General features: G+C 43.4%; 22 protein-coding genes and 1 riboswitch. Of the genes, 8 read left to right on the forward strand and 14 right to left on the reverse strand.

Annotation, left to right across the window (positions count from 1 at the left end; genetic code table 11):
- Positions 1-37: 37 nt before the first annotated feature.
- From rbfA to AC1DV1_RS20240, 11 genes are all read right to left on the reverse strand, one after another.
- Positions 38-409 (reverse strand): 30S ribosome-binding factor RbfA, encoded by a 372-nt coding sequence (gene rbfA, locus AC1DV1_RS20190; RefSeq protein WP_477362545.1) that lies wholly within the window; start codon positions 407-409, stop codon positions 38-40.
- Between the two features lie 147 nt (positions 410-556).
- Positions 557-931, reverse strand: coding sequence for a hypothetical protein (locus tag AC1DV1_RS20195; protein WP_477362546.1), 375 nt, complete (start codon positions 929-931; stop codon positions 557-559).
- Positions 932-940: 9 nt separating this feature from the next.
- On the reverse strand, positions 941-2,167 hold the full coding sequence (locus AC1DV1_RS20200; RefSeq protein ID WP_477362548.1) for an ABC transporter permease: 1,227 nt from the start codon (positions 2,165-2,167) through the stop codon (positions 941-943).
- A gap of 142 nt (positions 2,168-2,309) precedes the next feature.
- Positions 2,310-2,948 (reverse strand): MBL fold metallo-hydrolase, encoded by a 639-nt coding sequence (locus AC1DV1_RS20205; RefSeq protein ID WP_477362550.1) that lies wholly within the window; start codon positions 2,946-2,948, stop codon positions 2,310-2,312.
- A gap of 280 nt (positions 2,949-3,228) precedes the next feature.
- Positions 3,229-3,840: a SprT-like domain-containing protein gene (locus AC1DV1_RS20210; protein ID WP_477362552.1), complete on the reverse strand. Its 612-nt coding sequence runs from the start codon at positions 3,838-3,840 to the stop codon at positions 3,229-3,231.
- Between the two features lie 134 nt (positions 3,841-3,974).
- Positions 3,975-6,089, reverse strand: coding sequence for a ferrous iron transport protein B (gene feoB, locus AC1DV1_RS20215; protein WP_477362554.1), 2,115 nt, complete (start codon positions 6,087-6,089; stop codon positions 3,975-3,977).
- 12 nt (positions 6,090-6,101) lie between these two features.
- On the reverse strand, positions 6,102-6,317 hold the full coding sequence (locus AC1DV1_RS20220; protein WP_477362556.1) for a FeoA family protein: 216 nt from the start codon (positions 6,315-6,317) through the stop codon (positions 6,102-6,104).
- Positions 6,318-6,603: 286 nt separating this feature from the next.
- Positions 6,604-6,999, reverse strand: coding sequence for a VanZ family protein (locus tag AC1DV1_RS20225; protein WP_477362558.1), 396 nt, complete (start codon positions 6,997-6,999; stop codon positions 6,604-6,606).
- Positions 6,999-7,379: a glycine cleavage system protein GcvH gene (gene gcvH, locus AC1DV1_RS20230; RefSeq protein WP_477362560.1), complete on the reverse strand. Its 381-nt coding sequence runs from the start codon at positions 7,377-7,379 to the stop codon at positions 6,999-7,001. The genes AC1DV1_RS20225 and gcvH overlap by 1 nt, the downstream gene beginning before the upstream one ends.
- 211 nt (positions 7,380-7,590) lie before the next feature.
- Positions 7,591-8,703 (reverse strand): hypothetical protein, encoded by a 1,113-nt coding sequence (locus tag AC1DV1_RS20235; protein ID WP_477362562.1) that lies wholly within the window; start codon positions 8,701-8,703, stop codon positions 7,591-7,593.
- 244 nt (positions 8,704-8,947) lie between these two features.
- The gene (locus AC1DV1_RS20240; RefSeq protein ID WP_477362564.1) at positions 8,948-9,862 is read right to left on the reverse strand and encodes a hypothetical protein; all 915 of its coding nucleotides are present in this window, start codon (positions 9,860-9,862) and stop codon (positions 8,948-8,950) included.
- Positions 9,863-10,210: 348 nt separating this feature from the next.
- Here AC1DV1_RS20240 and AC1DV1_RS20245 point away from each other — a divergent pair, with 348 nt between their 5' ends.
- A complete protein-coding gene (locus AC1DV1_RS20245; RefSeq protein WP_477362566.1) occupies positions 10,211-11,767 on the forward strand; it encodes a glycoside hydrolase family 10-like protein in 1,557 nt (518 codons plus the stop codon).
- An 18-nt stretch (positions 11,768-11,785) separates the two neighbouring features.
- Here the strand turns inward: AC1DV1_RS20245 and AC1DV1_RS20250 are convergent, their stop codons facing one another.
- Positions 11,786-12,574, reverse strand: coding sequence for a DUF1835 domain-containing protein (locus AC1DV1_RS20250; protein ID WP_477362568.1), 789 nt, complete (start codon positions 12,572-12,574; stop codon positions 11,786-11,788).
- Between the two features lie 195 nt (positions 12,575-12,769).
- Between AC1DV1_RS20250 and tsaE the strand changes: the two genes are divergently transcribed.
- The 7 genes from tsaE to metF all read left to right on the forward strand — a co-directional run bounded on the left by tsaE (position 12,770) and on the right by metF (position 22,822).
- Complete coding sequence (tsaE, locus tag AC1DV1_RS20255; protein WP_477362570.1) at positions 12,770-13,249, forward strand: tRNA (adenosine(37)-N6)-threonylcarbamoyltransferase complex ATPase subunit type 1 TsaE; 480 nt, start codon at positions 12,770-12,772, stop codon at positions 13,247-13,249.
- Positions 13,250-13,303: 54 nt separating this feature from the next.
- Positions 13,304-14,530: an alanine dehydrogenase gene (locus AC1DV1_RS20260; protein ID WP_147054882.1), complete on the forward strand. Its 1,227-nt coding sequence runs from the start codon at positions 13,304-13,306 to the stop codon at positions 14,528-14,530.
- Positions 14,531-14,534: 4 nt separating this feature from the next.
- Positions 14,535-15,212, forward strand: a complete 678-nt coding sequence (locus AC1DV1_RS20265) for a M15 family metallopeptidase (protein WP_477362572.1) — start codon at positions 14,535-14,537, stop codon at positions 15,210-15,212.
- Between the two features lie 94 nt (positions 15,213-15,306).
- Positions 15,307-16,299, forward strand: coding sequence for a YihY/virulence factor BrkB family protein (locus AC1DV1_RS20270; RefSeq protein WP_477362574.1), 993 nt, complete (start codon positions 15,307-15,309; stop codon positions 16,297-16,299).
- 421 nt (positions 16,300-16,720) lie between these two features.
- Positions 16,721-17,449 carry a Bax inhibitor-1/YccA family protein gene (locus AC1DV1_RS20275; protein ID WP_477362576.1) on the forward strand — a complete coding sequence of 243 codons (729 nt, stop codon included), beginning with the start codon at positions 16,721-16,723 and terminating at the stop codon, positions 17,447-17,449.
- A gap of 135 nt (positions 17,450-17,584) precedes the next feature.
- Positions 17,585-17,695: riboswitch (SAM riboswitch) on the forward strand.
- A 154-nt stretch (positions 17,696-17,849) separates the two neighbouring features.
- Positions 17,850-21,539 carry a methionine synthase gene (gene metH / locus AC1DV1_RS20280; RefSeq protein ID WP_477362578.1) on the forward strand — a complete coding sequence of 1,230 codons (3,690 nt, stop codon included), beginning with the start codon at positions 17,850-17,852 and terminating at the stop codon, positions 21,537-21,539.
- Between the two features lie 326 nt (positions 21,540-21,865).
- The gene (metF, locus tag AC1DV1_RS20285) at positions 21,866-22,822 is read left to right on the forward strand and encodes a methylenetetrahydrofolate reductase [NAD(P)H] (protein WP_477362580.1); all 957 of its coding nucleotides are present in this window, start codon (positions 21,866-21,868) and stop codon (positions 22,820-22,822) included.
- A gap of 75 nt (positions 22,823-22,897) precedes the next feature.
- Here metF and AC1DV1_RS20290 read toward each other — a convergent pair whose 3' ends face one another.
- Together AC1DV1_RS20290 and AC1DV1_RS20295 are read right to left on the reverse strand one after the other, a co-directional pair.
- Positions 22,898-23,803: a DUF6438 domain-containing protein gene (locus AC1DV1_RS20290; RefSeq protein WP_477362582.1), complete on the reverse strand. Its 906-nt coding sequence runs from the start codon at positions 23,801-23,803 to the stop codon at positions 22,898-22,900.
- Between the two features lie 51 nt (positions 23,804-23,854).
- Positions 23,855-24,490 (reverse strand): DUF6891 domain-containing protein, encoded by a 636-nt coding sequence (locus AC1DV1_RS20295; RefSeq protein WP_477362584.1) that lies wholly within the window; start codon positions 24,488-24,490, stop codon positions 23,855-23,857.
- Between the last annotated feature and the right edge of the window lie 63 nt (positions 24,491-24,553).

Below are 24,553 nucleotides of genomic sequence, written 5' to 3' on the forward strand. Positions count from 1 at the left end.
AAGACTCATCCCGACTTAGAACTTAAGACTTGAATTGCTATTCGGTATCGGGCTGGCGCTCTTCTTTGCTTATTTTATCAAAGATCTTATCCATACGTTCTACATATTCGCTGGTATCATCCACAAAAAACTCCAGCTGGGGGATAATCCTTACCTGGTCTTTAATGCGGGCACCCAGTTTGTAACGAATTTCGGAGGCATGCAGCTTAACGGTTTGCAAGGCCAGCTGCAAATTAGTGTTGCCAAAAAAGCTTAAAAAAATACGGGCGATGGCCAAATCGGGGGTAACACGTACTTTGGTTATGGTTACCAGGGTATTAGGCAAATAATTCATGCCTTCGCGCTGAAAAATGGCGGCCAGGTCTTCCTGTATTACCCCTGCAAATTTTTGCTGACGTTTTGATTCCATGTTGATAAGTTAACGCCAATTGAGGCAGATGTTTATTTATTTGGTTCCCTTTAGGAAGTCGGAAGTCTTTAGTCGGAAGTCTTTAGTTAAAAGTAGAAAAGAGAAATAAACTTTTCGACTTTGGACTTTTCGACTTTGGACTTAAAGCTAATTACACATATCCTGCGGGATCTCTTTTGTTATTTTTACTACTTTTTTTACCACAAGGGTGCTGTCATACTCCGATCCCATACCCTCTTTACCCGATTTTAATTTTAACCCCTCTACTTCAACATAAACCGGCTCATAAGGTTTTTCGAAATTCATTTGAGAGTATTGCAGCTCCAGCCGCGCCGAGCTATCGGTTACCCAAAACTCCTGCCCGCTATCGCAATCTTTAAATGATTTTATCTCGGGGCCAAAACTATATAAACCTTTATAAACAACAGGCTTATCTGCTTCATCCGGTTTCCTGTTACATGAGGATACCGCTATAAAAAAAACAAATAAAAAGGCCAGATACTGAAAATAGCTTATCCTCATATAACAAATTTACAAATCCTGTTTGATTTCGTCCAATCCTTTGATGCTTAATCGTGCACTTATTCCCGATGCAATTACAGAAATAGCCCCTACGGTTAAAAAAACCAGCCCAAAATCGCCTATTTCCAAATCAACGGGATAGGCGTCGAGCACCGATAGCGTTGCCCCCATTTTTATTAAACCATAGTGCTGCTGCAGCAGGCAAACGCCCAAGCCCAGGGCAATACCTATAATGCAGCCAAATATCGATATCATCATCCCTTCAAAAAAGAATATACCCTGTATCAGCATTTTATTGGCCCCCAGGCTGCTCAAAATAGCAATATCTGCGCGCTTATCAATAACCAGCATGGTTAACGAGCCAATGATATTGAATATTGCAATAATAAGCACAAAGGTTAATATCATAAAAATACTCCAGCGCTCGTAGTTCAGGGTTTTATACAACTCCGTATTTTGCTCCTTCCGGTTTTTTACCGTGTAGCTTTTGCCTATAGCATCTATTATTTTGTTTTGAACCGATTCAAGATTGGTGCCTTTTTTATAAATAAGCTCCAATGAACTTACTTCTTTAGGCTGATCGAGCAGATCGCGGGCAAATTCAATAGGTGTTACCACAATATCGTCAAAATCCTGCTGGATACCGAACACGCCCGATGGGTTTATGGAGCGTACCCTAAACTCATCCAACGGATTTGCGGAGTTTACCGCGGTACGGCTGGGCGAAAATATCTGGATAGGCAACAACGCGTCATGTACATTAATGCCCAGGTTTCCCTGGATAGTTGCACCAACCACCGCAAAGTTGCGCCCGCCGCTTTTCAGCGTAAAGGAGCCGTTTTGTACGGTGCTGTCCAGTTGTTCATTTTTTAAAAAATCGTCGCTTACGCCTTTTATCGTCCCCAAAAATGGCTTGTCGCCATATTTTATCAAAGCTTTTTCCTGTAGCACCTGGGTAAATGAAAACAGCTGCGGATCATTATGCAGCGATGTAAAATAAGGTGTATTGGGGTCGAAAGTTTTGCCCAGGCGGGTCTCTATCTTAATCTCGGGAGTAAAATTGCTGTAAAGCGACAGGATCACCTTCTCGAACCCGTTAAACACCGATAGAATAATAATAAGCGCGGCGCTGCCAACCAACACCCCCAACATGGATATGCCCGAGATGATATTGATGGCGTGCATCTTCTTGCCCGAAAACAAGTATCTTTTAGCTATGTATACCGAGGTGTTCAATTTAGGGTGTACGTTTTACGTGGTAAGTTATACGTTTTTTGTTTAATTTCATTTCTTCCGGCTACGTATAACGTAAAACGTGCAACGTATAACCTCCCCAATTTTCTAAGCATGCGCGTCCAACGTATAACCGCACCAATTGCTAAGTCAAAAACGGGTTATTTTGTTTTTCGTAACCGATAGTTGTTTCGGGGCCGTGGCCTGGGTAAACGGTGCAATCATCGGGCAGGGTAAACAGTTTTTGTTCAATACTATCCATTAGCTGGGTAAAATTGCCGCCGGGTAAATCGGTACGGCCAATACTCCGCCTGAACAGCACATCGCCGCCAATTAAAATATTGGCCTCCTTATCATAAAAACACAATGATGCAGGCGAATGGCCGGGTGCGAAGATGAGTTCTAATATGGTATTGCCAAACTTTATGCTGCCTGTTTGGGGCAGATACTCATCCGGCAAGGGCGATACCTCATACCTGATGCCCATTTGAGGAGCGTACGATACTACTGCGGTTAGTACCGGCAACTCGCCCTGGTGAAATTTGGGTTTGAGCCCGTATTTATCAAATACAAATTTATTACCCAGTACATGGTCGATATGGCAATGGGTATTTAGTAATAAAACGGGGTTTAAATTATTATCCTTTATAAAATTCACCACCACATTTTGCTCGGTAGCGGTATACATTCCCGGATCAATAATTGCACATTCGCCGGTTTCATCATATAAAATGTAAGTATTCTCCTGGTAAGGGTTGTTCTCAAATGATATAACTTTTGCCATGGGGTAAAAGTACGGATTTAATTTGTTGGGCGGGGATGAGTTTAAAAACGCGGTAAAAAGCGTAGACCGCATAGTATCTAACTATGACTTATTTGTTTTAGTCATATATTTCCCTCAAAAAACGGGCCTGTCACCCTGAGCCCGTCCAAGGGTCGCGCGGAGAGGCCTTTGCCCGCTATGGTTCGACAAGCTCACCATGACAGCCCTTTTCACGATGTCATTCCCCCTTCAGAATTTCGCGAAATTTTATCACTTAGCATGACAGCCATTTTTCACGCTGTCATTCCTCCACCAATTCCACTTCGGCAACAGGGCTAAACAAATAAACGCGTTTGGTTTTTACCTCCACGCATTTAAAACGCTTCCGCAGCTGCTCTTCCTTCCTGAAAATGCGGTCGCCTTTTATTTTAAACAGGGCTTTAAAGGGAACTTTCTCAACCGTTAACATCGCCTCTTTGGGCGCATCATATTTACGGAGCGACCGGTACAAATTCAGGTCCGAACAACTGGAGGCGGCCGGATTATCCAGGTAGCTGGTAATGGCGTGCTTTACATCGGGCGGGAAAATATCCTTTTCAAAAAAAGGCTGCATCATTTTTTTAAAATTGCCTTTCCACTCGGTACCGTGCGGCTTGGCTTTTTGTTTATGCTCGTTCCAGGTATGCAGGTGCGCAAACTCATGTACAGTGGTTACCAAAAATGCATAGGGGTTAAGGTCATAGTTAACCGATATACGGTGACCTTTACCGGCATATGGCGACCGATAATCGCCAAACTTAGTGCCGCGGTTGCGCGAAATTTTAAACTCGCATTTAAAGTAGTCAATCCAGCGGCCGATGAGTGGGGCTGCATCAGGTGGAAGATATCTTTCTAAAACTTTTACTTTATCCAATTTTTACCTCAACACAAATATAAGAATTGATAGTCGATAGTCCATGGACCATAGTTGATGGTTTGTAAAGTTATTGAGAGCCTGCCAGAAAGCCTACTGCCATGAACCATGATCTATCAACCATGAACCCAAACCTATTTCAACAAGTGATACACCATAAAACTGGCCGAATAAGCCAGGGCTGTCATGTAGGCAAATTGGGCAGCGGGCCAGCGCCAGTCTTTGGTTTCGCGGTAAACCACTGCCACAGTACTGGCGCACTGCATGGCAAAGGCGTAAAACATCATCAGTGAAAAAGCTACGGCCAAAGTAAACACAGGCTTACCTGTATCGGGATTGGTAGCGCCATGCATTTTTTGCTGAACCGATTCCATTTTATCGGCATCGCCTTCTACGCTGTAAATAGTGGCCATAGTGCCTACAAAAACCTCGCGGGCAGCAAACGAGCTGATGAGGGCTATCCCTATTTTCCAATCGAACCCTAAAGGCTTAATAACTGGTTCAATTACATGACCAAATACGCCGGCATAGGAGTTTTCCAGCTTTTCTGATGCGATAACCTTATCCAGGCTATCGGGTGTCATGGTTTTAGTGTATTTGGGCTGACTAAAAGTTTTATCTATCTGCGCAAACCTATCACCGGGGCCGTATGATTTTAGCACCCAAAGAATGATGGATACCGCTATAATTACTTTACCTGCCTGAAAAACAAAAGTTTTAGAACGGTCATACATAGTAAATGCCACATTTTTCCACCTCGGCATCCTGTAAACCGGCAGCTCCATAATAAAGTAGCCGCGTTCGCGCGATTTCAGGATAAATTTCATAACGAAGGCTACTACAATAGCCGATACAATGCTGAGCAGGTACATGGCAGTAAGCGCAAGCCCCCGCATGTTAAATACCCACCAAACATTACGGTCGGGCACTACCAGCGCAATCAATAAGGTGTAAACCGGTAAGCGGGCCGAGCAGGCAACCAATGGGGTAACCATAATGGTAATCATCCTGTCCTTCCAGTTTTCGATGTTACGGGTGCTCATGATAGATGGTACCGCGCAGGCAAAGCCACCAATAAGCGGCACCACCGATTTGCCGTTGAGCCCCACTTTACGCATCACCTTGTCCATCATAAACGTAACGCGCGACATGTACCCCGTATCTTCCAGTATGGATATTAATGCAAAAAGAATGGCTATCTGGGGCACAAAAACCATTACCCCGCTTAAGCCGGCAATTATACCATCGCTTACCAGGCTCACTAAAGGGCCGGCCGGCATGGTTTTACTTATTAAGCTTTGCAGTTTTATAAAAAGCTGCTCGATAAGCGACATGGGGTAAGCCGACCAGGAGAATATAGCCTGGAAAATAAACATCAGTATAGCGAAGAAAATGATAAAGCCAAATACCTTATGTGTAAGTATTTTATCTATTTTGTTGCTTACAGTTTCGTCATGCGCCGTTTCGGGTTTCGTAACGGTATCGTATAAAAGGTCGTTTATAAAGTTATAGCGGGCAATAGTTTCGGAGGCTTGCGCCTTTTGCGAGTGGAAAGCATGTTCTTTTTCCAGTTCTTCAATGCGGTCGCTTTCGGCAGGCGTTAAAAAGCCCAGTGTTTCGTGCTGGTGCGCCAACTGCAGGGCTAAATAAGGATTATCAATTTTATATTCGGCCTGAATTTGTGCTACCAGGTTTGGTGCAATCGATTCTACATCAATAGTATCCTGCTGCAGGGCAATTTTATTAGCGTAGGCTATAGTTGTTTTAAGCTGATCGATCCCTTTTATTTTCCGGGCAGATATAGGTACCACAGGTACACCCAACTTTTGGGCAAACAAATTAACATCGATGATAATACCAGCTTTTTCTGATACATCAATCATGTTAAGGCCAACAACAACCGGAATTTTCAGGTCGGCTATCTGGGTGTACAGCAGTAGGTTGCGTTTAAGGTTGGATGCATCCAGGATTACCACGATCAAATCGGGCACCATGCCTTTAGCTTTGTCGGCTAAAACAGAAAATACAATGGATTCGTCTTTGCTTTTGGGGTAGATGCTATAGGTACCTGGCAGGTCGATAATTTCGGCGGTGCGTCCATCGGGCAGCTGGCAAAAGCCTGTTTTTTTGTCGACAGTAACCCCAGGAAAATTTCCTATTTTTTGATTAAGACCGGTTAGTATATTAAATAGAGTTGATTTACCGGTGTTTGGATTTCCTACAAGCGCAACTCTGATATCGGCTTTCAATGGTTACAAAAACTACTGCAAAATAATAGTGGAGGCCTCAAATTTACGAAGACTTAACTGATAACCTGAAACATGAATAGCTATCGGATCGCCAAGGGGTGCTATGCGCGAAATTTTAATTTCTTCACCCGGCAAACATCCCATTTCCATCAATTTAACCGACATTTCAAGGTCAGTAAATTCTTTAACAATCCCTATTTCGCCTACTTCAAGTTGTGAAAGTCTCATCGTATAAAATTAACCTGAGCAAATGTAAGCTTATTTATATTAAATCCAAATAAACAGCCATGGCGTTTTTATATTATTTGAAAATTTGAGGATTTGAAAATTTGAAAATGATTTTAATATGATGTAAAGTCGAAAAAGATATCGGGGCACGGCATTTTCAAATTAACAAATTTTCAAATTGCTCTGAATTTTGGTAACTCCAAAAGTTGGGCAACCGCAGCCTTTTTTGAAGATGCCGCATGATGAAAAACCAGTTAGCAGGATTGCTGCACCCAAGATAATAAGTTTACTTTTCTTCATTGCCAATTGCACTTACTGTTAGCATAACACCAAAAATACCCATACAAGTTCCCAACACATCGCAAAACAGATCACTCCATTCGGCGCTGCGCCATGTAAAAAATGCCCATTGCAATAATTCAATTAAGCCGCCGTAAAAAATACCGGCTACCACGATTATGAATGCCTGCTTATACGAGAAAGTTACCGGCTTTTGTTGCCTTATGGCGCCATTACAGTACAGTACCGTTAAGGTAAAAAACAACCCGGTGTGTGTAATCTTATCAAAACCTTTAAAAAAAAGCGGGAATTTGCCCGATGATCCCAGGTTAACAGAGCAAATTATCAAAACAAATAAGGCCCACAATATTGCGGGCCCCTGATATTTTAGCGTTGCTTTCATTAAGCGCCAACAACAGATTTATAGTCATCAGCAGATAAAAGGCCTTCAATTTCCGAAAGATCGGCAACAGTGATTTTTACCATCCAGCCTTCGCCATAAGGATCTGAGTTTACCAGGTCGGGCTGGTTGTTAAGTGCGGGATTAATTTCGGTAACTGTACCGGTTACAGGCATAAACAGGTCTGATACTGTTTTTACTGCTTCAACCGTGCCAAAAACGGCATCTTTAGCAACTTCTTTCCCTAAGGATGCAATATCCACATAAACAATATCGCCAAGCTCGCCTTGAGCAAATTCGGTGATGCCAATTGTAGCTTCATTGCCTTCAACTTTTATCCACTCGTGGTCTTTAGTGTACTTTAATTCAGCGGGAAAATTCATGTCGTTAAATTTTATGTGCCCAAAAATAATAAAAATTAGGCTATAGCAATAATTAAAGATTTATTGGGAGGCACAAGTGTTAAGTCGAAAGTCATTAGTCGAAAGTCTCGGGCATAATTTTCCTGTTTTCGACTTTGGATTTAAGACATCCGACTAACTACTATCCAATAATTCCCTCGTACCGTAAACGGTTCAATGGTATACCAACATCCTATTTTTCGCTGTAATCTATCACCTGGGCACTCAATATTTTTATCCTGTCGAGTATAGAGCTGTCGGCATTTTTGCGGTAGATGTCAAGGAGTTTATTAATCCGGCTTTTATCTGCATCCTTTACAAGTTTTTGGGCCATTAACTGGCTAACGGCATTCAGCACGCGGTACTCTACGTGTTTCCAGGTTACCTGGTCGGCATATTGCAGCAAACGGTCAAGGTCGCCGGGTTCGGGCTTGGTGATGATCAGCGTAGCAAGCGCCACAATAAGCCCCTGGTTAAAGGAGGTAGCGTTTAGCTCCAGGATCTCATCCTTGGTAATTTTATTGGTTAATGCATAGGCCGCCATATTGCCCGCGCTGGCATTCTTCATACGCACACGCGTACCATAATCACCCGACCGGATACTCATATAGGCCTCTGCCTGTGCTTTCAGGTTGTCAAGGTTGGCCTGTTTATCTTCGGCTACCGCGGCCGGGGCGTTCTGAATGAGCGACTGCGTGAGCATTGACTGCCCGGCCTCTACGTTTTCAATTTTTGCCTGTGCGGTGTCAATTTGATTTTTTAGTTCGGTTAGCGTAGCAGCCTTATCTACCTCCCTGAATTCGGCAGCCAGGTAAAGGCGGGTAACCAGGTAACCAAACAAAAAGCCAACCACAAAGTAACCGATAACAAGGCCATACGCAAAAGCCATGGCAGTGGGCGCTTCGGTTTTACCTGCTTCATTAAGGCCGGTGGCAAAGGCCTGCGCTATTCCCTTTAAATACGGGGGAATTTTAGTAAGCTTTACCAATCCCAAACCCACTATAATTTTTGTGAGCCAATCGGATATATCTGATAGATTGGTATTAACCTGCTGGCGGTAATTATCGCCGCCGGCAGTGCTGCCCGCGCTTTGCACCACTTTGGGGATGCCAAAAAGGAAACCGATGAAACCACCACTAATGGTACAGGCGATAATCCATTCCACCGCGGTCATGGCCGCTTGCACATTATGCGCCCAAATAAGTGCGCTTATGAGCCCAAGCCCAAAAAAGCTTGAACAAAAATAAAGGACCGGCAATATTTTTTCACGTTGCCTTTGGTCTTTTTCGATAATGGCGCGATCCATAATGCCAGGAATTTTGATTTAATTGACTAAGTAAATTTAGCCGCCCCGCAGTGGATATTGCCACGTAAAACTACGTTATTGCAAAGGTGTTTTTACGGATTTTGGGGCGAATTTATATAATATCTCATTGAAAATCAGATCATATAACACCCAGTCCCTGGCACCGGCGCCATACCGGCAATAAATCAAAAAAGCCCTGTTCCATCATCCGGAACAGGGCTTTCATTAATTAAATTGAATTATTTTATTTCAGTGTAAAACCTGTTTTTCCCATGGTGCTGCCATCGGCATAAAGCAACACAGTGTAAGTACCCTTTACAAACGGCGGGGTTGGGTTAACCCAGTCAATAGTGTACTCGGTGCCATCATCCTTAAAATCTATGGATGTTTTGTAGGTGTATTGCAGGTCGGCATTATCGGAGCTAAATGTACCGCCATCGGGCGCGGTTATCAGGTTACCTGTAGGGTCAATAATACGCACATAAATATCGTGCATAGTTTTATTGGCCAACGTATTACTGGCAACTGTAAAATTTATCTTTATTTTTTTTGCAGGCCCGGCGCGGGTTACATCAACCTCTTTACCGCTACCCTTTATTTTGTAGGCCACAATATTTGATGTGGCCAGCTTTAAGGCCTGCGCTACTTTTACCTTGGCATCCAGGTCCTGGTTTTGCTTGGTAAGGGTATCGGCTTTTTTAGATACCGTGGCCAGGTTGTTTTTAAGTGTATCCCGCTCTGTTGTAAGCGTGACATTCTGCTTATGCAGTTCTTCAATATCGGCGGTGTATTTGGTTACAAAATAACGCAGTTGCTTAACATCTTCTTCGGCTTTTACCAATTCGGCCTTGGTAAGCTTCCCTTTTGCCAATTGTACCCGTAAAACTTTAATTTTTTCTTTTAATGAATCGTTTTTGGCTATCATTTCGGCCGACATTTTGGCCTTGCCTGCGTTTACCAGCTCAACCTGGTGTTCAAGGCTGTCCAGGTCTGCTTTCAGTTTGGTTTGTTCATCCTGTTGGGTAACTATCCGCACATCCGACTTGTTTTTTTGCAAGTACAAATACACGTCGGTACCTAACAAAGCCAAAACCACCACAATCAGAAAATAAATTACGTTTGAATTTTTCTTAGGTGGTTGCCCATATTGATTTTCCATAGCAATTAATTATTTAAAGTTTAAATACAGTTTAAAACGGCAGCTGTTTTAAAAATCTACCCTTTTAACCGGAATGTTAATGTACAAGCATATTCATATTAATTGATATTACATGCTTTTTATTGCAATTCTAACTGTTTTTTTAAGTGGTTAACTCTTTAGCGATATTAAACGTAAAAAGGTTAAAAATATGATTTTCAAAAAAATGCAGGTTGAAAAATGTATTGGTGACGGCTAAAATTAAGCACAAAATGCCAAAAACACAACATACAAGCAAATTTTATGACTTATAATAAAACACCTGCAATATGAGTTTTATATCTTTGCAGCTTTAATAAATCGGCTTTAATGCATATATCCCGCCATATTTTACTATTGATATTTACCCTGTTTATTATAACAAGCGTTAAGGCGCAGCCGGCCGAACCGGCTAATGCCCCGGCCGCTGTTAAAATCCAACCCAAGCGCGAATTCAGGGGCGTTTGGATAGCTACGGTTGTAAATATCGACTGGCCAACAAGTACTAAACTTACCATGGAAAAGCAAAAGCAGCAATTGCTGGATATCCTGAACTCGCACCAGGAAACCGGGATTAATGCTATTATGCTGCAGGTAAGGCCCGCTGCCGATGCTCTTTATGCCAAAGGCCGCGAACCATGGTCAAAATATTTAACCGGCCGGCAAGGCCAAAATCCGGGGTACGATCCTTTGGAATTCGCCATTACCGAGGCTCATAAACGCGGCATGGAACTGCATGCCTGGTTTAACCCATACCGGGCAACTTTTGATGGCAACTTTGCCGCGCTTAGCCCCCAGCACATCACCAGGATAAAGCCCGACTGGTTTTTTACCTACGGCGGCATCAAAACCTTTAACCCCGGCCTGCCCGAAGTGCGCGACTATATAGTACAGGTAATATTGGATGTGGTAGATAACTATGATATAGACGGCGTACACATGGACGATTATTTTTATCCTTATCCCATTGCAGGCCAAAAAATAAACGATGAGGATACCTACGCCAAATACGGGCAGGGCTTTGATAATATCAAAGACTGGCGCCGCCACAATGTTGACCTGCTGATAAAAATGATTGCCGATAGTGTGCATGCGCACGATCCTAATATCAAATTCGGTATCAGCCCGTTTGGTATCTGGGCCAATAAGTCACAAAATGAAGTGGGCTCCGAAACCAACGGTGGATCATCATACTACGAAAACTACGCCGACTCGCGCAAATGGATGCAGGAAGGCTGGATTGATTATATAAACCCACAATTGTACTGGCCTATTGGCAACCGTGCCGCCGCGTTTGATAAACTACTAAGCTGGTGGAGCGATAATACCTACGGCAGGCACCTTTATATAGGCCAGGCCGCTTACCGTATTAATGAACGTAAAACCCTGGCTTTTAAAAACCCCGGCCAGCTGCCCAGCCAGATAACCCTTATCAGGAATAACCCGAGGGTACAGGGGAGTGTATATTTCAGTTCCAGCTCGCTTACCAATAATCCGTTGGGGATAACCGATTCATTGCGGGATAATTATTACCGGTACCCTGCGTTGCCGCCGGTAATGCTCTGGCGCGATTCTATAGCGCCCAACCCACCCCAAAACGTCACAGCCCGCCCCGGCTTAAAAGGTGGCGTAGCCGTAAGATGGCAGGCCCCGGCGCTGGCTAAAGACGAAGAGCCTGTTTACGGTTACGTGATATACCGTTTTGATAACGAGAAAATAAATATCGACGATCCTAAAAACATCCTCAAAATTGAATACAACGCCAACCCCGGCTATGATGATAATACTGTACAAAAGGGTAAGACCTATTTTTACGTGGTAACCGCGCTTGACCGGATGAAGAACGAAAGCGATCGATCGCCAACCATCGCGGTCACGGTGCCGTAGGGCCGATGTGCCCGGGGGCTAATAATGTATGAGTTGTTTTTCCGTCAGGCGGTCAAGGTAAATATCAATCTCGCTATCGCCCATACCATATATTTTTTCTGTCGACCAGAATGCATGGTACATTTCGGGCCTGGTTTTTATACCGCTGTTATAAATGTCAAGCAGTTTTTGTTCAATGTAATTTAGGCCGTTGGTATTTAGCCTTAAGCGTTTCAAATGCGCAAGCAGCGCCGGCTTCATAAGGTGTAAAGCACCCCAAAAGGAATTTTCATTAAGCCAGCGCTCCAATTCATCGGCATTGCCGTTAACGTATAACGGCCAGGCTTCGGCAGCCAGCTCAAATTCCCAGTCGCTCAATTGTTCGCGGCTGTCATACAAGTCTTCCAGTTGATCGCCGTTTAACTGGCCAATGCCCTTAAAATCGTCAATGCCGGGAAACTCATTGGGGCAAATCAGGAATACAGCAGGGGCCGACATATTGGTTTGCTGGTTCAGCATCCGCATTACGCCCAGCAGGTTTACCTGGCAATGCAGGTCGAACTCAAACCAGAGATTAACCTCGTCGTACTGGCCGTTTAGTTTGCCCAGTTCGTCAATCACCTTATGCTGATATTCATCTTCCGGTTCGTTAAAAGTTTTTCTGATCCATTTGGATCGATTGCTCCAGAAAGTGCCCGACGAGATGTTTTCCTGCAAGGGGCCTTCTGATAAAACCTCGCGCCAAACCATTACATCGCCATCGAGGCCGGTTTGGTTAAAGCTATGCCATGTTGAATCGCCGTTAAGGATATGAAGGATATTGCTCATAGTACCGTGTTATATACAAAACAACAGGTTTTGTTATGGATTGATGAGCTTTTTTGAAAATATTTTTTGAGACTGTGGTGATGCAAGGGGCCCGATAGATTTTTGAAATTTTTGGTTGGGAATATTTGATTAATTTTGGACTCATTTTTATGTCATTGCGAGGAACGAAGCAATCGCGAACTTTGCATATCCGCCATGAATAGTTCGCGATTGCCACGCTACGCTTGCAATGACATGGCGGTTAATTATTATAACATTGTGCAACTAACTATTCCATCCATATCCAACTTACCCCAGGCAGCCCGGGCCATTATTGAGCATGCCGGCAATAACCGTATTTTTTTATTTTATGGCGATATGGGCGCGGGTAAAACCACCCTGATCAAAGAGTTATGCAAGGCGTTGGGCACTACGGATAATATTAGCAGTCCTACGTTTTCTATCGTTAATGAGTACCATACGGCAAAGGATAAAATTTATCATTTTGATTTTTATCGCCTTAAAGATCAAACCGAAGCGCTGGACATGGGTTATGAAGAATATTTTTACGCCGGCGCATGGTGCTTTATTGAATGGCCCGAAAAAATACCCGACCTGCTGCCCCAACATTATTCAAACATAACCATTAAGGTGTTGGATGACGGTGCAAGGTGGGTTGGCGTGGAAAATATTTAGTTTTCAGGATACATCCTTTTTTCTTATCTTCATCAGCCAGAAAAAAACATATACATGAGTTCAGGGAAATACAGTGGGTTTTCGGATGTTGCCAAACAGGCCATGATGCAACCCCAGGAATCAATGCTGGAGGTCAAAAACAAAAAGAATCAATTATTTATTGGCATTCCCAAGGAAATTTCCTTCCAGGAAAACAGGATTCCGCTTACACCGCTTTCGGTTGCGCTGTTAGTGAATAACGGTCACCAGGTAATGCTGGAAAGCAATGCCGGGCAGGCTGCCAACTTTAGTGATAAGGATTACAGCGAGCAAGGTGCTCTGATTGTTTATGATACTAAAACGGTTTACGAGGCCGATATCATCATTAAAATTGCCCCGCCAATGGTGCAGGAAATTGAAATGATGAAACATGGCCAAATCCTGATCTCGGCCCTGCAGCTGGCCACCCTTAAGGCTGATAGCCTACATGCCCTCATGAAAAAAAATGTTACCGCCCTCTGTTTTGAGCATTTGCTTGATGAAGGCGGCTCGTTGACGGTAGTAAGGGCGATGAGCGAAATAGTTGGGGCCACATCCATACTGATAGCAGCCGAATATTTAAGCAACGTTTTTGAAGGTAAAGGCCTGATGCTGGGAGGCATTACCGGTGTGCCGCCTACCGAAATTGTAATATTAGGCGCAGGCACCGTTGGCGAATATGCCGCCCGTACAGCCATATCATTAGGAGCTGAAGTAAAAGTTTTTGATCCATCAATATACAAACTGCGGCGCTTGCAGAACAACATTGGCGCAAGGGTATTTACATCGGTGGTGCAGCCCATTGTGTTAGAGAAAGCCATTACTACCTGCGATGTGGCTATTGGCGCAATCCGTGCCGAAGATGGTCGCAGCCCGTGTATCATATCCGAAGCTACGGTAAGCCGCATGAAACGCGATTCGGTTATCATAGATGTGAGTATTGACCAGGGCGGTTGTTTTGAAACCTCGGAGGTTACCAACCATACGCACCCGGTTTTCCGCAAATATGATGTTATTCATTATTGCGTACCCAACATAGCTTCAAGGGTTGCCCGTACTGCCACCTATGCCCTCACTAATATTTTTGCCCCCATTTTGCTGGATATAGGCGAACAGGGAGGTATTAAAAACGTGATATGGCAAAAATCGGGTGTACGCAACGCGGTATATATTTACCAGGGCCAGCTCACCAATAAGTACATTGGCGAGCGGTTTTCCATTCCGTGTAAGGATCTTGACCTCCTCATCGTATCGCACAGGTAATGGTATGATGCGTTATTGCCTGTTTGCTTTTGTTTTGCTTAGCCTTAATGCCCATGCGCAGCACTATAAATATATCGACAGCACCCGCGTTTGTGGTATTGCAGGGTATAAAGCACAGGTAAAGGCCGATTCAAATAAACGCCTTGTCGAGATTGTAAAATACATCCCGGCTATAAAACTGGATATCCGATACGCCACAACTAACAACTTTATGCATCGGGTTATGTACAAACAAGCTAAAGCATATGCCAGACTGCCGGTTGTAAAAGCTTTAAAGGATATTCAGGCTGATTTAAAAACGCGGGGGCTGGGCTTAAAAATATTTGATGCCTACCGGCCTTACGCAGTCTCCATAGCGTTTTACGAAACCACGCCCGATACTAATTTTGTGGCCAACCCAAAATTCGGCTCCAAACACAACCGGGGCTGCGCTATCGACCTTACGCTGATTGACCTTAAAACGGGAAAAGAACTGCAGATGCCCACTGGCTTTGATAGTTTTAGCAAAAAGGCATCGGCCAATTACCCCGGGGCTACAACATTACAAACCGCCAATCGCGAGCTACTTAAAACAATTATGCACGCGCATGGCTTTACCGTATTGCCCACCGAGTGGTGGCATTATGATTTTGACGGATGGCGCAATTATCAACTGGCCGATATTCCGTTTACGGCATTATAAATTAAATTTATGAGCAGATATTTAGAGGCGGGCTACACCAAGGCATTATAATTGCTTAGCTATCGCCGGGTAATAATTGATTAAAATGGTAAGCATGAAAGTTTTGAGCAAAGAATATTTAAAGCAACTTTGGAAAGTATTGGTAGCCACATTTAGCGGCTTCATAAGCGATAATGGCTTAAAGCTAAGTGCCTCTTTGGCTTATTATACTGTTTTTTCCATAGCCCCCTTATTAATCATCATCATTTCTGTTGCGGGCCTTGTTTTTGGCCAGGATGCTGCAACCCACAGGCTTTATCCACAAATAGCTCACTACGTTGGCCCAGGACCTGCGCAGCAAATTCAGGATGCTTTAACACACTTAGCGCTTTCGGGCAAATCAGGTGTTGCTGTGGTAATTGGCGTAATTACCTTATTATTAGGTGCCAGCAGTATTTTTATCGAGATACAGGATTCATTAAATATCATCTGGCGCGTAAAAGCCAAACCTAAACGCGGTTGGGTACAATTGCTCAAAAACAGATTTGTTTCATTTTCACTTATCATCAGCCTTGGTTTTTTGCTGCTAACAACCCTTGCTATTAATCTTATTCTTGACGCGCTGAAAGAAAAGATACATAATTTTATACCGGTTGTAACCGGTTTTCTTTTAAAAGGAATTAACCTGGCAATCACCCTTATCGTAATTACCACATTATTTGGCATTATTTTTAAATTTTTGCCCGATGTTAAAATCAAGTGGCGCGACGTGCGCTCGGGCGCATTTTTTACCGCCCTGTTGTTTATGCTGGGCCAGTACGTTATCAGCTTATACATTCAATACACGGCGCAGGGCTCGGCTTATGGCGCTGCCGGTTCAATAATAGTTATCCTGGTTTGGATATATTACACATCAGCTATCCTATACATTGGTGCCGAGTTTACCCAGGTTTATGCCGAAGCATCGGGCAGCCACATCGAACCTGCAGATTATGCCGTATCTGTACAGCAAACCGAGGTAGAAAGGGATGTAAAAAAGCTCCCCCCGCAAAATCCACAGCTTCAGGGTCATTTAAAAACGGACGCAAGTAAGGATAGCAGCAAGTAATCGGTATCACGTAGCAGGACAAACCCATCTAAATAGAAATAGCTAATGGCGTCGGGAAGATATAAGCTTCAAACGACACCTTGTTTTTATCGGCTGATGCTGGTTACATGATCCAGCTACCGAAGAGGCTTATATTGGCCAACAACAGGCACAGTATTTGGACGCGCCTAAATTGCGCGGTCAGTTTGATGTTAACCATGATAAAATATAAAATATTGATTATTAAATATTTGCAATAATTTTATCGAAAATGTGTTAAGTTATGTTAACCCAATTAGATACGTTTGCCCTGTATCAAGGAACAAGATTTTTGACTTCCGGACTGGTTCAATATGCAAAATTGCCTTGATACCTGATACTTTCCTTCACAATATATTCACCGATTATTCGTATATTCGTGTATTAATTTATTAATAAAAAAATGGAAATTAAAGATCAATACGTTTATAAAAACGTTATACAATTAACTGAAGACGATGCATCCCGTAAATATTTGGGTAAAGTATTTGCATGGATGTTTATAGCATTAGGCATTTCTGCTTTTTGCGCTTTCGAATTCTTTCTTAACCCCGGCCTGATGAACCTTATCGTTGACCAGGAAAGAGGCGGATTTTCAACTTTGGGTTATGTAGCCATATTTGCACCAGTTGCCTTTTCGATGATTATAAGCTTTGGCCTCAACAGGTTATCGTACCCCGTTATTTTGTTCTTGTTTATTGCTTACGCTGCTTCAGTGGGGATAAGCTTAAGCATTTTTGGCCTTATTTATACGGCAACATCCATATTTACCATATTTATTAGTGCTGCCGTAGTTTTTGGTATAATGGCTATTGCCGGGTATTTTACCACTATGGATTTAACCAAATTTGGTTCAATTTTAATTATGATCTTTTTTGGTGCATTTGCTGTGGCCATGGTTAACTTCTTTTTAGGTAGTCCGCAACTTAGCTATATACTTAGCTTTGTATTTGTGGTGCTGATGGTTGGTTTAACAGCTTACTACATGCAAATGCTGAAAAGAATTGGTGCAGGTATTGAGTACGGAAGTGCTGAGTCAAAAAAATTGGTGATCATGGGTGCGTTTGTGCTTTATACCACATTTATTAACTTGTTTACTTCAATGCTTCGCTTGTTCGGTAGCAGAAGGTAATAAAGCAACCAATATTTATTATTTAAAAGCTGCCCCGCAAAGGCAGCTTTTTTTGTACACATAAATTTACTTAGCGTACACATAGCCGGGCATATAAACTATTGCATTTTACGGCTTTATTATGCACCTTTGCAGTGCTTATGGAGAAAGACGGAGGGATTAGACCCTGCGATGTCTTAGCAACCTGTGCTTCACAAGGTGCTACATTCTACCCGGCCGGCTAAACAGCCCCTGGAAAGATAAGCGAAAGTCAATTGAACACCCGACTTTTCGATGTAAGCTTTTTTTAGTAGCAAGTAGTTAGTATCAAGTAGCAAGATTTTTTTGTGTTGATCTAATTAAAAATCATGGGCCGGAGTTTCCGTACTTGATACTTGATACTAACTACTTGATACTAACCATGGACATTAGAAAAGAATTAGAAAAACGCATCCTTGTAATTGACGGGGCTATGGGTACCATGATACAGCGGTACCAGCTTACCGAGAAGGATTTTCGTGGTGAAAGGTTTAAAGATCACATCAGCGATCTACAGGGGAATAATGACCTTTTGAATATTACACGCCCGGATATCATCAAGGCCATTCATGCCGAGTATTTGGATGCCGGTGCCGATATCATCGAGACCAATACCTTCAGCACACAAATTATTTCACTGGCCGATTATAAGCTGGAAGAGCTGGCCTACGAACTTAGCTACGAAGGCGCGCGTATTGCCCGCGAAGTGGCCGACGAATACAATCAAAAAAATCCATCAAAGCCGCGTTTTGTGGCGGGTGCCGTTGGGCCAACCAATCGTACAGCGTCCTTGTCGCCAGATGTTAACGACCCTGGTTACCGCGCCGTTACCTTTGATGATTTGGCCAATGCCTATTACGACCAGGTACGTGGCCTGGTTGATGGCGGATCGGATTTATTATTGGTTGAAACCATATTTGATACCTTGAACGCCAAAGCGGCCTTGTTCGCTATCAATAGATACGCCCATGAGTCGGGCAAGCATTTGCCTATCATGATCTCCGGTACTATTACCGATGCCTCTGGTCGTACCTTATCGGGGCAAACTGTTGAAGCTTTCTGGAACTCGATACGCCATGCCAACCTGCTTTCAGTGGGCTTAAACTGCGCTTTGGGTGCCAAAGAAATGAGGCCGCATTTGGCCGAACTTTCTGAGAAAGCAGATGTATTTATATCGGCATATCCTAACGCTGGTTTACCAAACGAGTTTGGCCAGTACGACGAAACCGCGCATGAAACCGCGCACCAGGTTGATGATTTTATTAAAGCCGGGTTGGTTAATATTGTGGGTGGTTGTTGTGGCACCACGCCCGAGCACATCAAATGCATAGCCGATAAAGCGGCCAAATATCCCCCAAGACTTATCCCCGAAATTGAACCCGACCTGCGCCTGAGCGGCCTGGAAGCGGTTACCATAAAGCCCGACAGCATTTTTGTAAATGTGGGCGAGCGTACCAATATCACCGGTTCGCCAAAATTCTCGAAACTTATTTTATCTGAAGATTATGAAGCCGCCTTGGCCGTTGCCCTGCAACAGGTAGAGGGCGGTGCCCAGGTTATCGACATCAACATGGACGAGGGCATGATTGATTCGGAAGCGGTAATGGTAAAATTTCTGAACCTGGTAGCATCCGAACCTGATATTGCCAAACTGCCTATCATGATCGATTCATCAAAATGGACCGTTATTGAGGCTGGTTTAAAATGCATCCAGGGTAAGGGTATCGTAAACTCCATCTCGCTTAAAGAGGGCGAAGAAAAGTTCATTGAGCAGGCCCGCAAAATCCTGAGCTATGGCGCTGCCACGGTTGTAATGGCCTTCGACGAAACCGGCCAGGCCGATTCGTTACAACGCCGTATCGAGATCTGTAAAAGATCATATGATATACTGGTTGATGTGGTTGGTTTCCCTCCTCAGGATATCATATTCGATCCCAACATCCTAACCGTTGCAACCGGTTTGGAGGAACATAACAATTACGCGGTTGATTTTATTGAAGCCACGCGCTGGATAAAACAAAACCTGCCACATGCCAAAGTGAGCGGCGGGGTAAGTAATATCTCCTTCTCTTTCAGGGGCAACAATGTGGTGCGCGAAGCTATGCACTCCGCATTTTTGTACCATGCCATTGGCGCAGGTATGGATATGGGTATCGTAAATGCCGGCATGCTGGAAGTTTACCAGGAAATAGATAAAACCCTGCTTGAGCTGGTAGAAGATGTACTGCTTAACCGCCGCGACGATGCTACCGAACGCCTTGTTGAATACGCAGATACTATAAAAAGTAAAGGTAAAGAGGTTGTACGCGATGAAGAATGGCGTAAAGGAACCGTACAGGAAAGATTATCGCACGCGCTTGTAAAAGGCATTATTGAATACCTGGATGACGATGTGGAAGAAGCCCGCCAAACATACAGCAAACCACTGGAAGTAATTGAAGGCCCCCTGATGGACGGCATGAACATCGTGGGCGACTTATTTGGCGCAGGCAAAATGTTTTTGCCACAGGTAGTAAAATCGGCCCGGGTAATGAAAAAGGCAGTGGCTTACCTGCTTCCATTTATCGAGTTGGAAAAACAACGGGTTATTGATGCCGGCGAAGACAGCAGCGGCAGCCGTGCTAATGCCGGTAAAATATTGATGGCCACCGTAAAAGGCGATGTGCACGATATTGGTAAAAACATTGTAGGGGTGGTATTGGCCTGTAACAACTTCGAGGTGATTGACCTGGGGGTAATGGTACCGGCGCAACGCATTATTGAAGAAGCTAAAAAACAAAATGTAGATATCATCGGGCTCAGCGGTTTAATCACGCCGTCGTTGGATGAGATGGTCCACTTTGCCAAAGAGATGGAGCGCGAAGGTTTTACTATTCCGTTAATCATTGGCGGGGCTACTACCTCGCGTATCCATGCGGCTGTTAAGGTCGATCCGCATTACTCGGGTGCTGCAATCCACGTGCTTGATGCATCGCGCAGTGTTACCGTGTGCAGCAGCCTGATGAACCGTGATGGCCGGGATGCCTATATCAAAAATATTAAAGATGAATACGCAAAATCGCGCGAAGCGCATTTGAATAAAAAATCGGATAAACGTTTTGTTACTATCGACCAGGCAAGGCAAGCCCGTTTCCAGGTTAGCCTGGACGGCGATGTAGCGCCTAAGCCAACGTTTACCGGTACCAAAGTATTTGAATCATATCCACTGGAAGAATTAGTCCCTTATATCGACTGGACACCGTTTTTCCATACCTGGGAATTGCGCGGCAGCTATCCTAAGATATTTGCCGATAAATTTGTGGGCGATGAGGCTAAAAAACTTTTTGATGATGCACAGGTATTGTTAAAAAAGATAGTAAAAGAAAAGCTGCTACACGCCAACGGTGTTATCGGTTTTTGGCCGGCCAATAGTGTTGGAGACGATATTGAATTGTATACCGACGAAAGCCGCACTACTTTGTTAACCCGCATCCATACCCTGCGCCAACAGGCCGAAAAGGTTAAAGGCGACCCGTATTATGCGCTATCGGATTTTATCGCACCAAAAGAAAGCGGTGTGCCCGACTATTTTGGTGGCTTTGCCGTAACCACGGGCATTGGCTGCGATGAACTGGTTGCCGAATTTGAGGCCGACCATGACGATTATAACAGCATTATGGCCAAAGCCCTCGCCGACCGCTTTGCCGAGGCCTTTGCCGAAAAAATGCACGAACTGGTACGTAAAGAATACTGGGGCTACAGCAAAGGCGAACAGCTAAGCACCGACGACCTCATCAAGGAAGAATATCAAGGCATCCGCCCAGCCCCGGGCTACCCTGCCTGCCCGGACCACACAGAGAAAACAACCTTATTTGAGTTATTGAAGGCCGAGGAAAATGCCAAAATGCACCTTACCGAAAGTTTAGCCATGACACCTGCAGCAGCTGTAAGCGGGTTCTACTTCGCGCATCCTCAGGCCAGGTATTTTGGATTAGGTAAGATAAGTAAAGATCAGGTGGAGGATTATGCTTTGAGGAAGCAAATGACAATTGAGGATGTTGAACGTTGGCTTGGTCCTAACATAAATTATTAAAAGTAGAATAAACAAAAAACCGTCATTGCGAGTATTCACCAGCGGAGCTGGAAAAAAAGTAATGACATGGCTGCAACCGGGGTTGTTGTAGAGACGCAACATTTTGCGTCTCCCACCAGACAAGCGGATTTGCAAGGTTGGATTTGCATGCGGGAGACGCAAAATGTTGCGTCTCTACATTAAAAAAATATTGATAATAACATACAACAAACCGTCATTGCGAGGTACGAAGCAATCCCGAACTATACAGGGCGGATTTGCAAATCGGGGATTGCTTCGTACCTCGCAATGACGGATATAATAAGAAACTCGTACCAGAACAAACAATGAAAATAACGGAACATATTGCTAATGCAAAAGGCAAAACACTTTTTTCCTTTGAACTTATCCCACCACTGAAGGGTCAGAGCATTCAGGGCATCTACGATGCCATTGACCCATTAATGGAGTTTAAGCCGCCGTTTATTGATGTTACTTCGCTGCGCGAGGACTTTATTTACAAGCAGCATGATAATGGCTTGCTGGAGAAGTTGAGCTATCGCAAACGCCCGGGTACCATCGCCATCTGCGCGGCTATCATGAATAAATATAAGGTAGATACCGTTCCGCATTTGTTGTGTGGTGGCTTTACCAAGGATGAGACAGAGAATGGCTTAGTTGACCTGCAGTTTTTAGGCATCGAGAATGTGTTGGTTTTGCGTGGGGATGCACGCCGGGGCGATGCATCATTTGTGCCAACCCCCAACGGGCATAACTACGCTACCGATTTGCTGCAACAAGTAGTGAACATGAACAACGGCGTATACCTGCATGAACACAACGACGATAGCCTGAAAACCGATTTTTGCATTGGCATTGCCGGCTACCCCGAAAAGCATTTTGAGGCACCAAACCTTAAAACCGACTTTAAATACCTGAAACAAAAGGTGGATATGGGTGCAAATTTTATTGTTACCCAAATGTTTTTTGACAACCAGAAATACTTCGATTTTGTGAATAATTGCCGGGCCAACGGCATCAATGTGCCTATCATACCAGGGTTAAAACCTGTTACTAACTCAAAACAGTTAATCGGTTTAGCAAAAACCTTCCATATTGATATGCCCGAAGATTTATGCGACGCGGTTAACGGCTGCAAATCAGAAAAAGACGTTCGGGATATCGGTGTAGAATGGATGATAAACCAATGCCGCGAGTTAATAGCTTTTGGCGTACCGGTACTGCATTTTTATACCATGAGCAACGCCGGGCCAACTAAAAGGATTGCGGAGGCGATTTTTTAGGGGATTAAAAGTCGCTTTACAGTGAGTAATTGCTTGAGACTGGAATAAATAAGTAGTTAACAAAGAACCAGATTGTTATCGACCATTTCGTACAATGCCCTTTAAATTAAAGGCAATATGGAATATTTCTGATAGCGTAAAGTTTCCGGACGAACCATAATCTTCTATTTTTTTTATTTTACCACCATCATAAATAACAGTCAGCGTGGTTGTAGTTTGATCTGTACAACCTACAGTGTACTTATCTTTTAAATGGCTGAAGTTTGAACGCTCAATCAATAATAAAATACTGTCTATTTCCGCACGGGCTATTTTAATAGTGTGCGTTTTATTAACTGGGTCTATAATAATGCCAGTGTGCTTTTTTGCATCAATGTTAATATGAAAAGGCATGCAATTGCCTTCGCAGAATCCGTCATTACTAATAATAACCTGGTTTATATCGTGCCGAACAGGGTCTTTAACATAGTTAACAAATTTGTTGTCGATTACAGTAAGCGTATCGCAATCGAGTTTTGTATAAATGAATTTTCCTGACTCATCGTAATGACCATTTTTATCAGGACTGTAAAATAAAACTACATTTTTGCCATTTTCTCTTTTTATAGCCGGATAAAAAAAATGATACCTACAAAGGTATTTGGGTACAATTCTTTTGTATTTGCCCTTAAAGGAAAGTATAGCAAAGATTTCTGATCGGTCCTCAGCACCGCAAACAAGTAAGTCTGTTTCTCCGTTATTGTCGATATCCGCCTTAAACCAATGCTTATTTTTTAGGGAGTCGGGAACTTCAATAGCCTCGGTATAATAATTATCGAACTTTTCTTTTGCATTTTGTTTACTAAAAAACTGTTTTACGAATATGAATACATCCTTGTCTGTTTTAATAGAGTCTATTGAATTTCCCGAACAGGACTTTAGTGATGCCACGAACATCACTAAAGTCAACAAAAAACTTCTGCGTAAAAATTGTATTTGCACACCTGTCATAAACTTGCTATAGCCGGTTACTAAATCTTCCAAAATGGTTTTTTATCCGCTTTGGGGCTTCGCCATTAATTGTATAACCCGCTCTGCTCCCCATTCTTCATCGTCGGGTATTTTTTTCCAGTCGATGTTTACAATTTCTAACCGTTGGGTAACCGTGCCTGGCCAGTTTACCTGGAGGCCGTTTTCCGTGACCGCTGCAATAATCATTTGGGCAACCTGCAGGGCTTCGTCGTCATTTTGCGTAACGCTATCAAAACCTAAATACAAGTTCCGGGTATTGGGGTCAATAGCCCTGGCTAAATCCTGCGAGTGATAATAGCAAAAGCCATTAGCTTTAACACCTAATTCCTCCAGCCGCTCTATCGTCTCCATGCAATCGCCTGCGCCATCTTGTTTGGTATAACCGGCATTGTGCAGGCATACTATCTTTTGAGCAATCAGTTGGTCAAATGCTTTGGCCAGCTTATCAAATCCGGTTGGTTTTGCCCACTGCAAAGCTTCCTTTTGATGCTGATTGTATTGTTGGTGGATGGTTTGTTTTAACCACTCTTCGTCAATGTCATCCTCTTCATAAAACATATCTTCTAAACCTTCAAAAATCTGTTGCTCATTTTCAAATCCAAACTTTACATCCAGTTCTATTTGCTCTAAAGCCTCGTCTTTCAGGTCTTGTGTCATTGGGAGCGCGATATTTAATATTTTTCTTAAAAGCTAATTATCAAATATCTACATTTAACTATT

The sequence above is a fragment of the Mucilaginibacter sp. P4_D1 genome, from assembly GCF_056401935.1.

Coding starts and splice junctions, on each gene's coding strand:
- gcvH (WP_477362560.1), bottom strand. CDS start 7,379: ATGAATTTTCCCGCTGAATTAAAGTACACTAAAGACCACGAGTGGATA.
- AC1DV1_RS20260 (WP_147054882.1), top strand. CDS start 13,304: ATGAGTTCAGGGAAATACAGTGGGTTTTCGGATGTTGCCAAACAGGCC.
- metF (WP_477362580.1), top strand. CDS start 21,866: ATGAAAATAACGGAACATATTGCTAATGCAAAAGGCAAAACACTTTTT.
- AC1DV1_RS20245 (WP_477362566.1), top strand. CDS start 10,211: ATGCATATATCCCGCCATATTTTACTATTGATATTTACCCTGTTTATT.
- rbfA (WP_477362545.1), bottom strand. CDS start 409: ATGGAATCAAAACGTCAGCAAAAATTTGCAGGGGTAATACAGGAAGAC.
- tsaE (WP_477362570.1), top strand. CDS start 12,770: ATGAATAGTTCGCGATTGCCACGCTACGCTTGCAATGACATGGCGGTT.
- AC1DV1_RS20240 (WP_477362564.1), bottom strand. CDS start 9,862: ATGGAAAATCAATATGGGCAACCACCTAAGAAAAATTCAAACGTAATT.
- AC1DV1_RS20265 (WP_477362572.1), top strand. CDS start 14,535: ATGATGCGTTATTGCCTGTTTGCTTTTGTTTTGCTTAGCCTTAATGCC.
- AC1DV1_RS20270 (WP_477362574.1), top strand. CDS start 15,307: ATGAAAGTTTTGAGCAAAGAATATTTAAAGCAACTTTGGAAAGTATTG.
- AC1DV1_RS20195 (WP_477362546.1), bottom strand. CDS start 931: ATGAGGATAAGCTATTTTCAGTATCTGGCCTTTTTATTTGTTTTTTTT.
- AC1DV1_RS20275 (WP_477362576.1), top strand. CDS start 16,721: ATGGAAATTAAAGATCAATACGTTTATAAAAACGTTATACAATTAACT.
- AC1DV1_RS20220 (WP_477362556.1), bottom strand. CDS start 6,317: ATGAGACTTTCACAACTTGAAGTAGGCGAAATAGGGATTGTTAAAGAA.
- AC1DV1_RS20295 (WP_477362584.1), bottom strand. CDS start 24,490: ATGACACAAGACCTGAAAGACGAGGCTTTAGAGCAAATAGAACTGGAT.
- metH (WP_477362578.1), top strand. CDS start 17,850: ATGGACATTAGAAAAGAATTAGAAAAACGCATCCTTGTAATTGACGGG.
- AC1DV1_RS20235 (WP_477362562.1), bottom strand. CDS start 8,703: ATGGATCGCGCCATTATCGAAAAAGACCAAAGGCAACGTGAAAAAATA.
- AC1DV1_RS20250 (WP_477362568.1), bottom strand. CDS start 12,574: ATGAGCAATATCCTTCATATCCTTAACGGCGATTCAACATGGCATAGC.
- AC1DV1_RS20225 (WP_477362558.1), bottom strand. CDS start 6,999: ATGAAAGCAACGCTAAAATATCAGGGGCCCGCAATATTGTGGGCCTTA.
- AC1DV1_RS20205 (WP_477362550.1), bottom strand. CDS start 2,948: ATGGCAAAAGTTATATCATTTGAGAACAACCCTTACCAGGAGAATACT.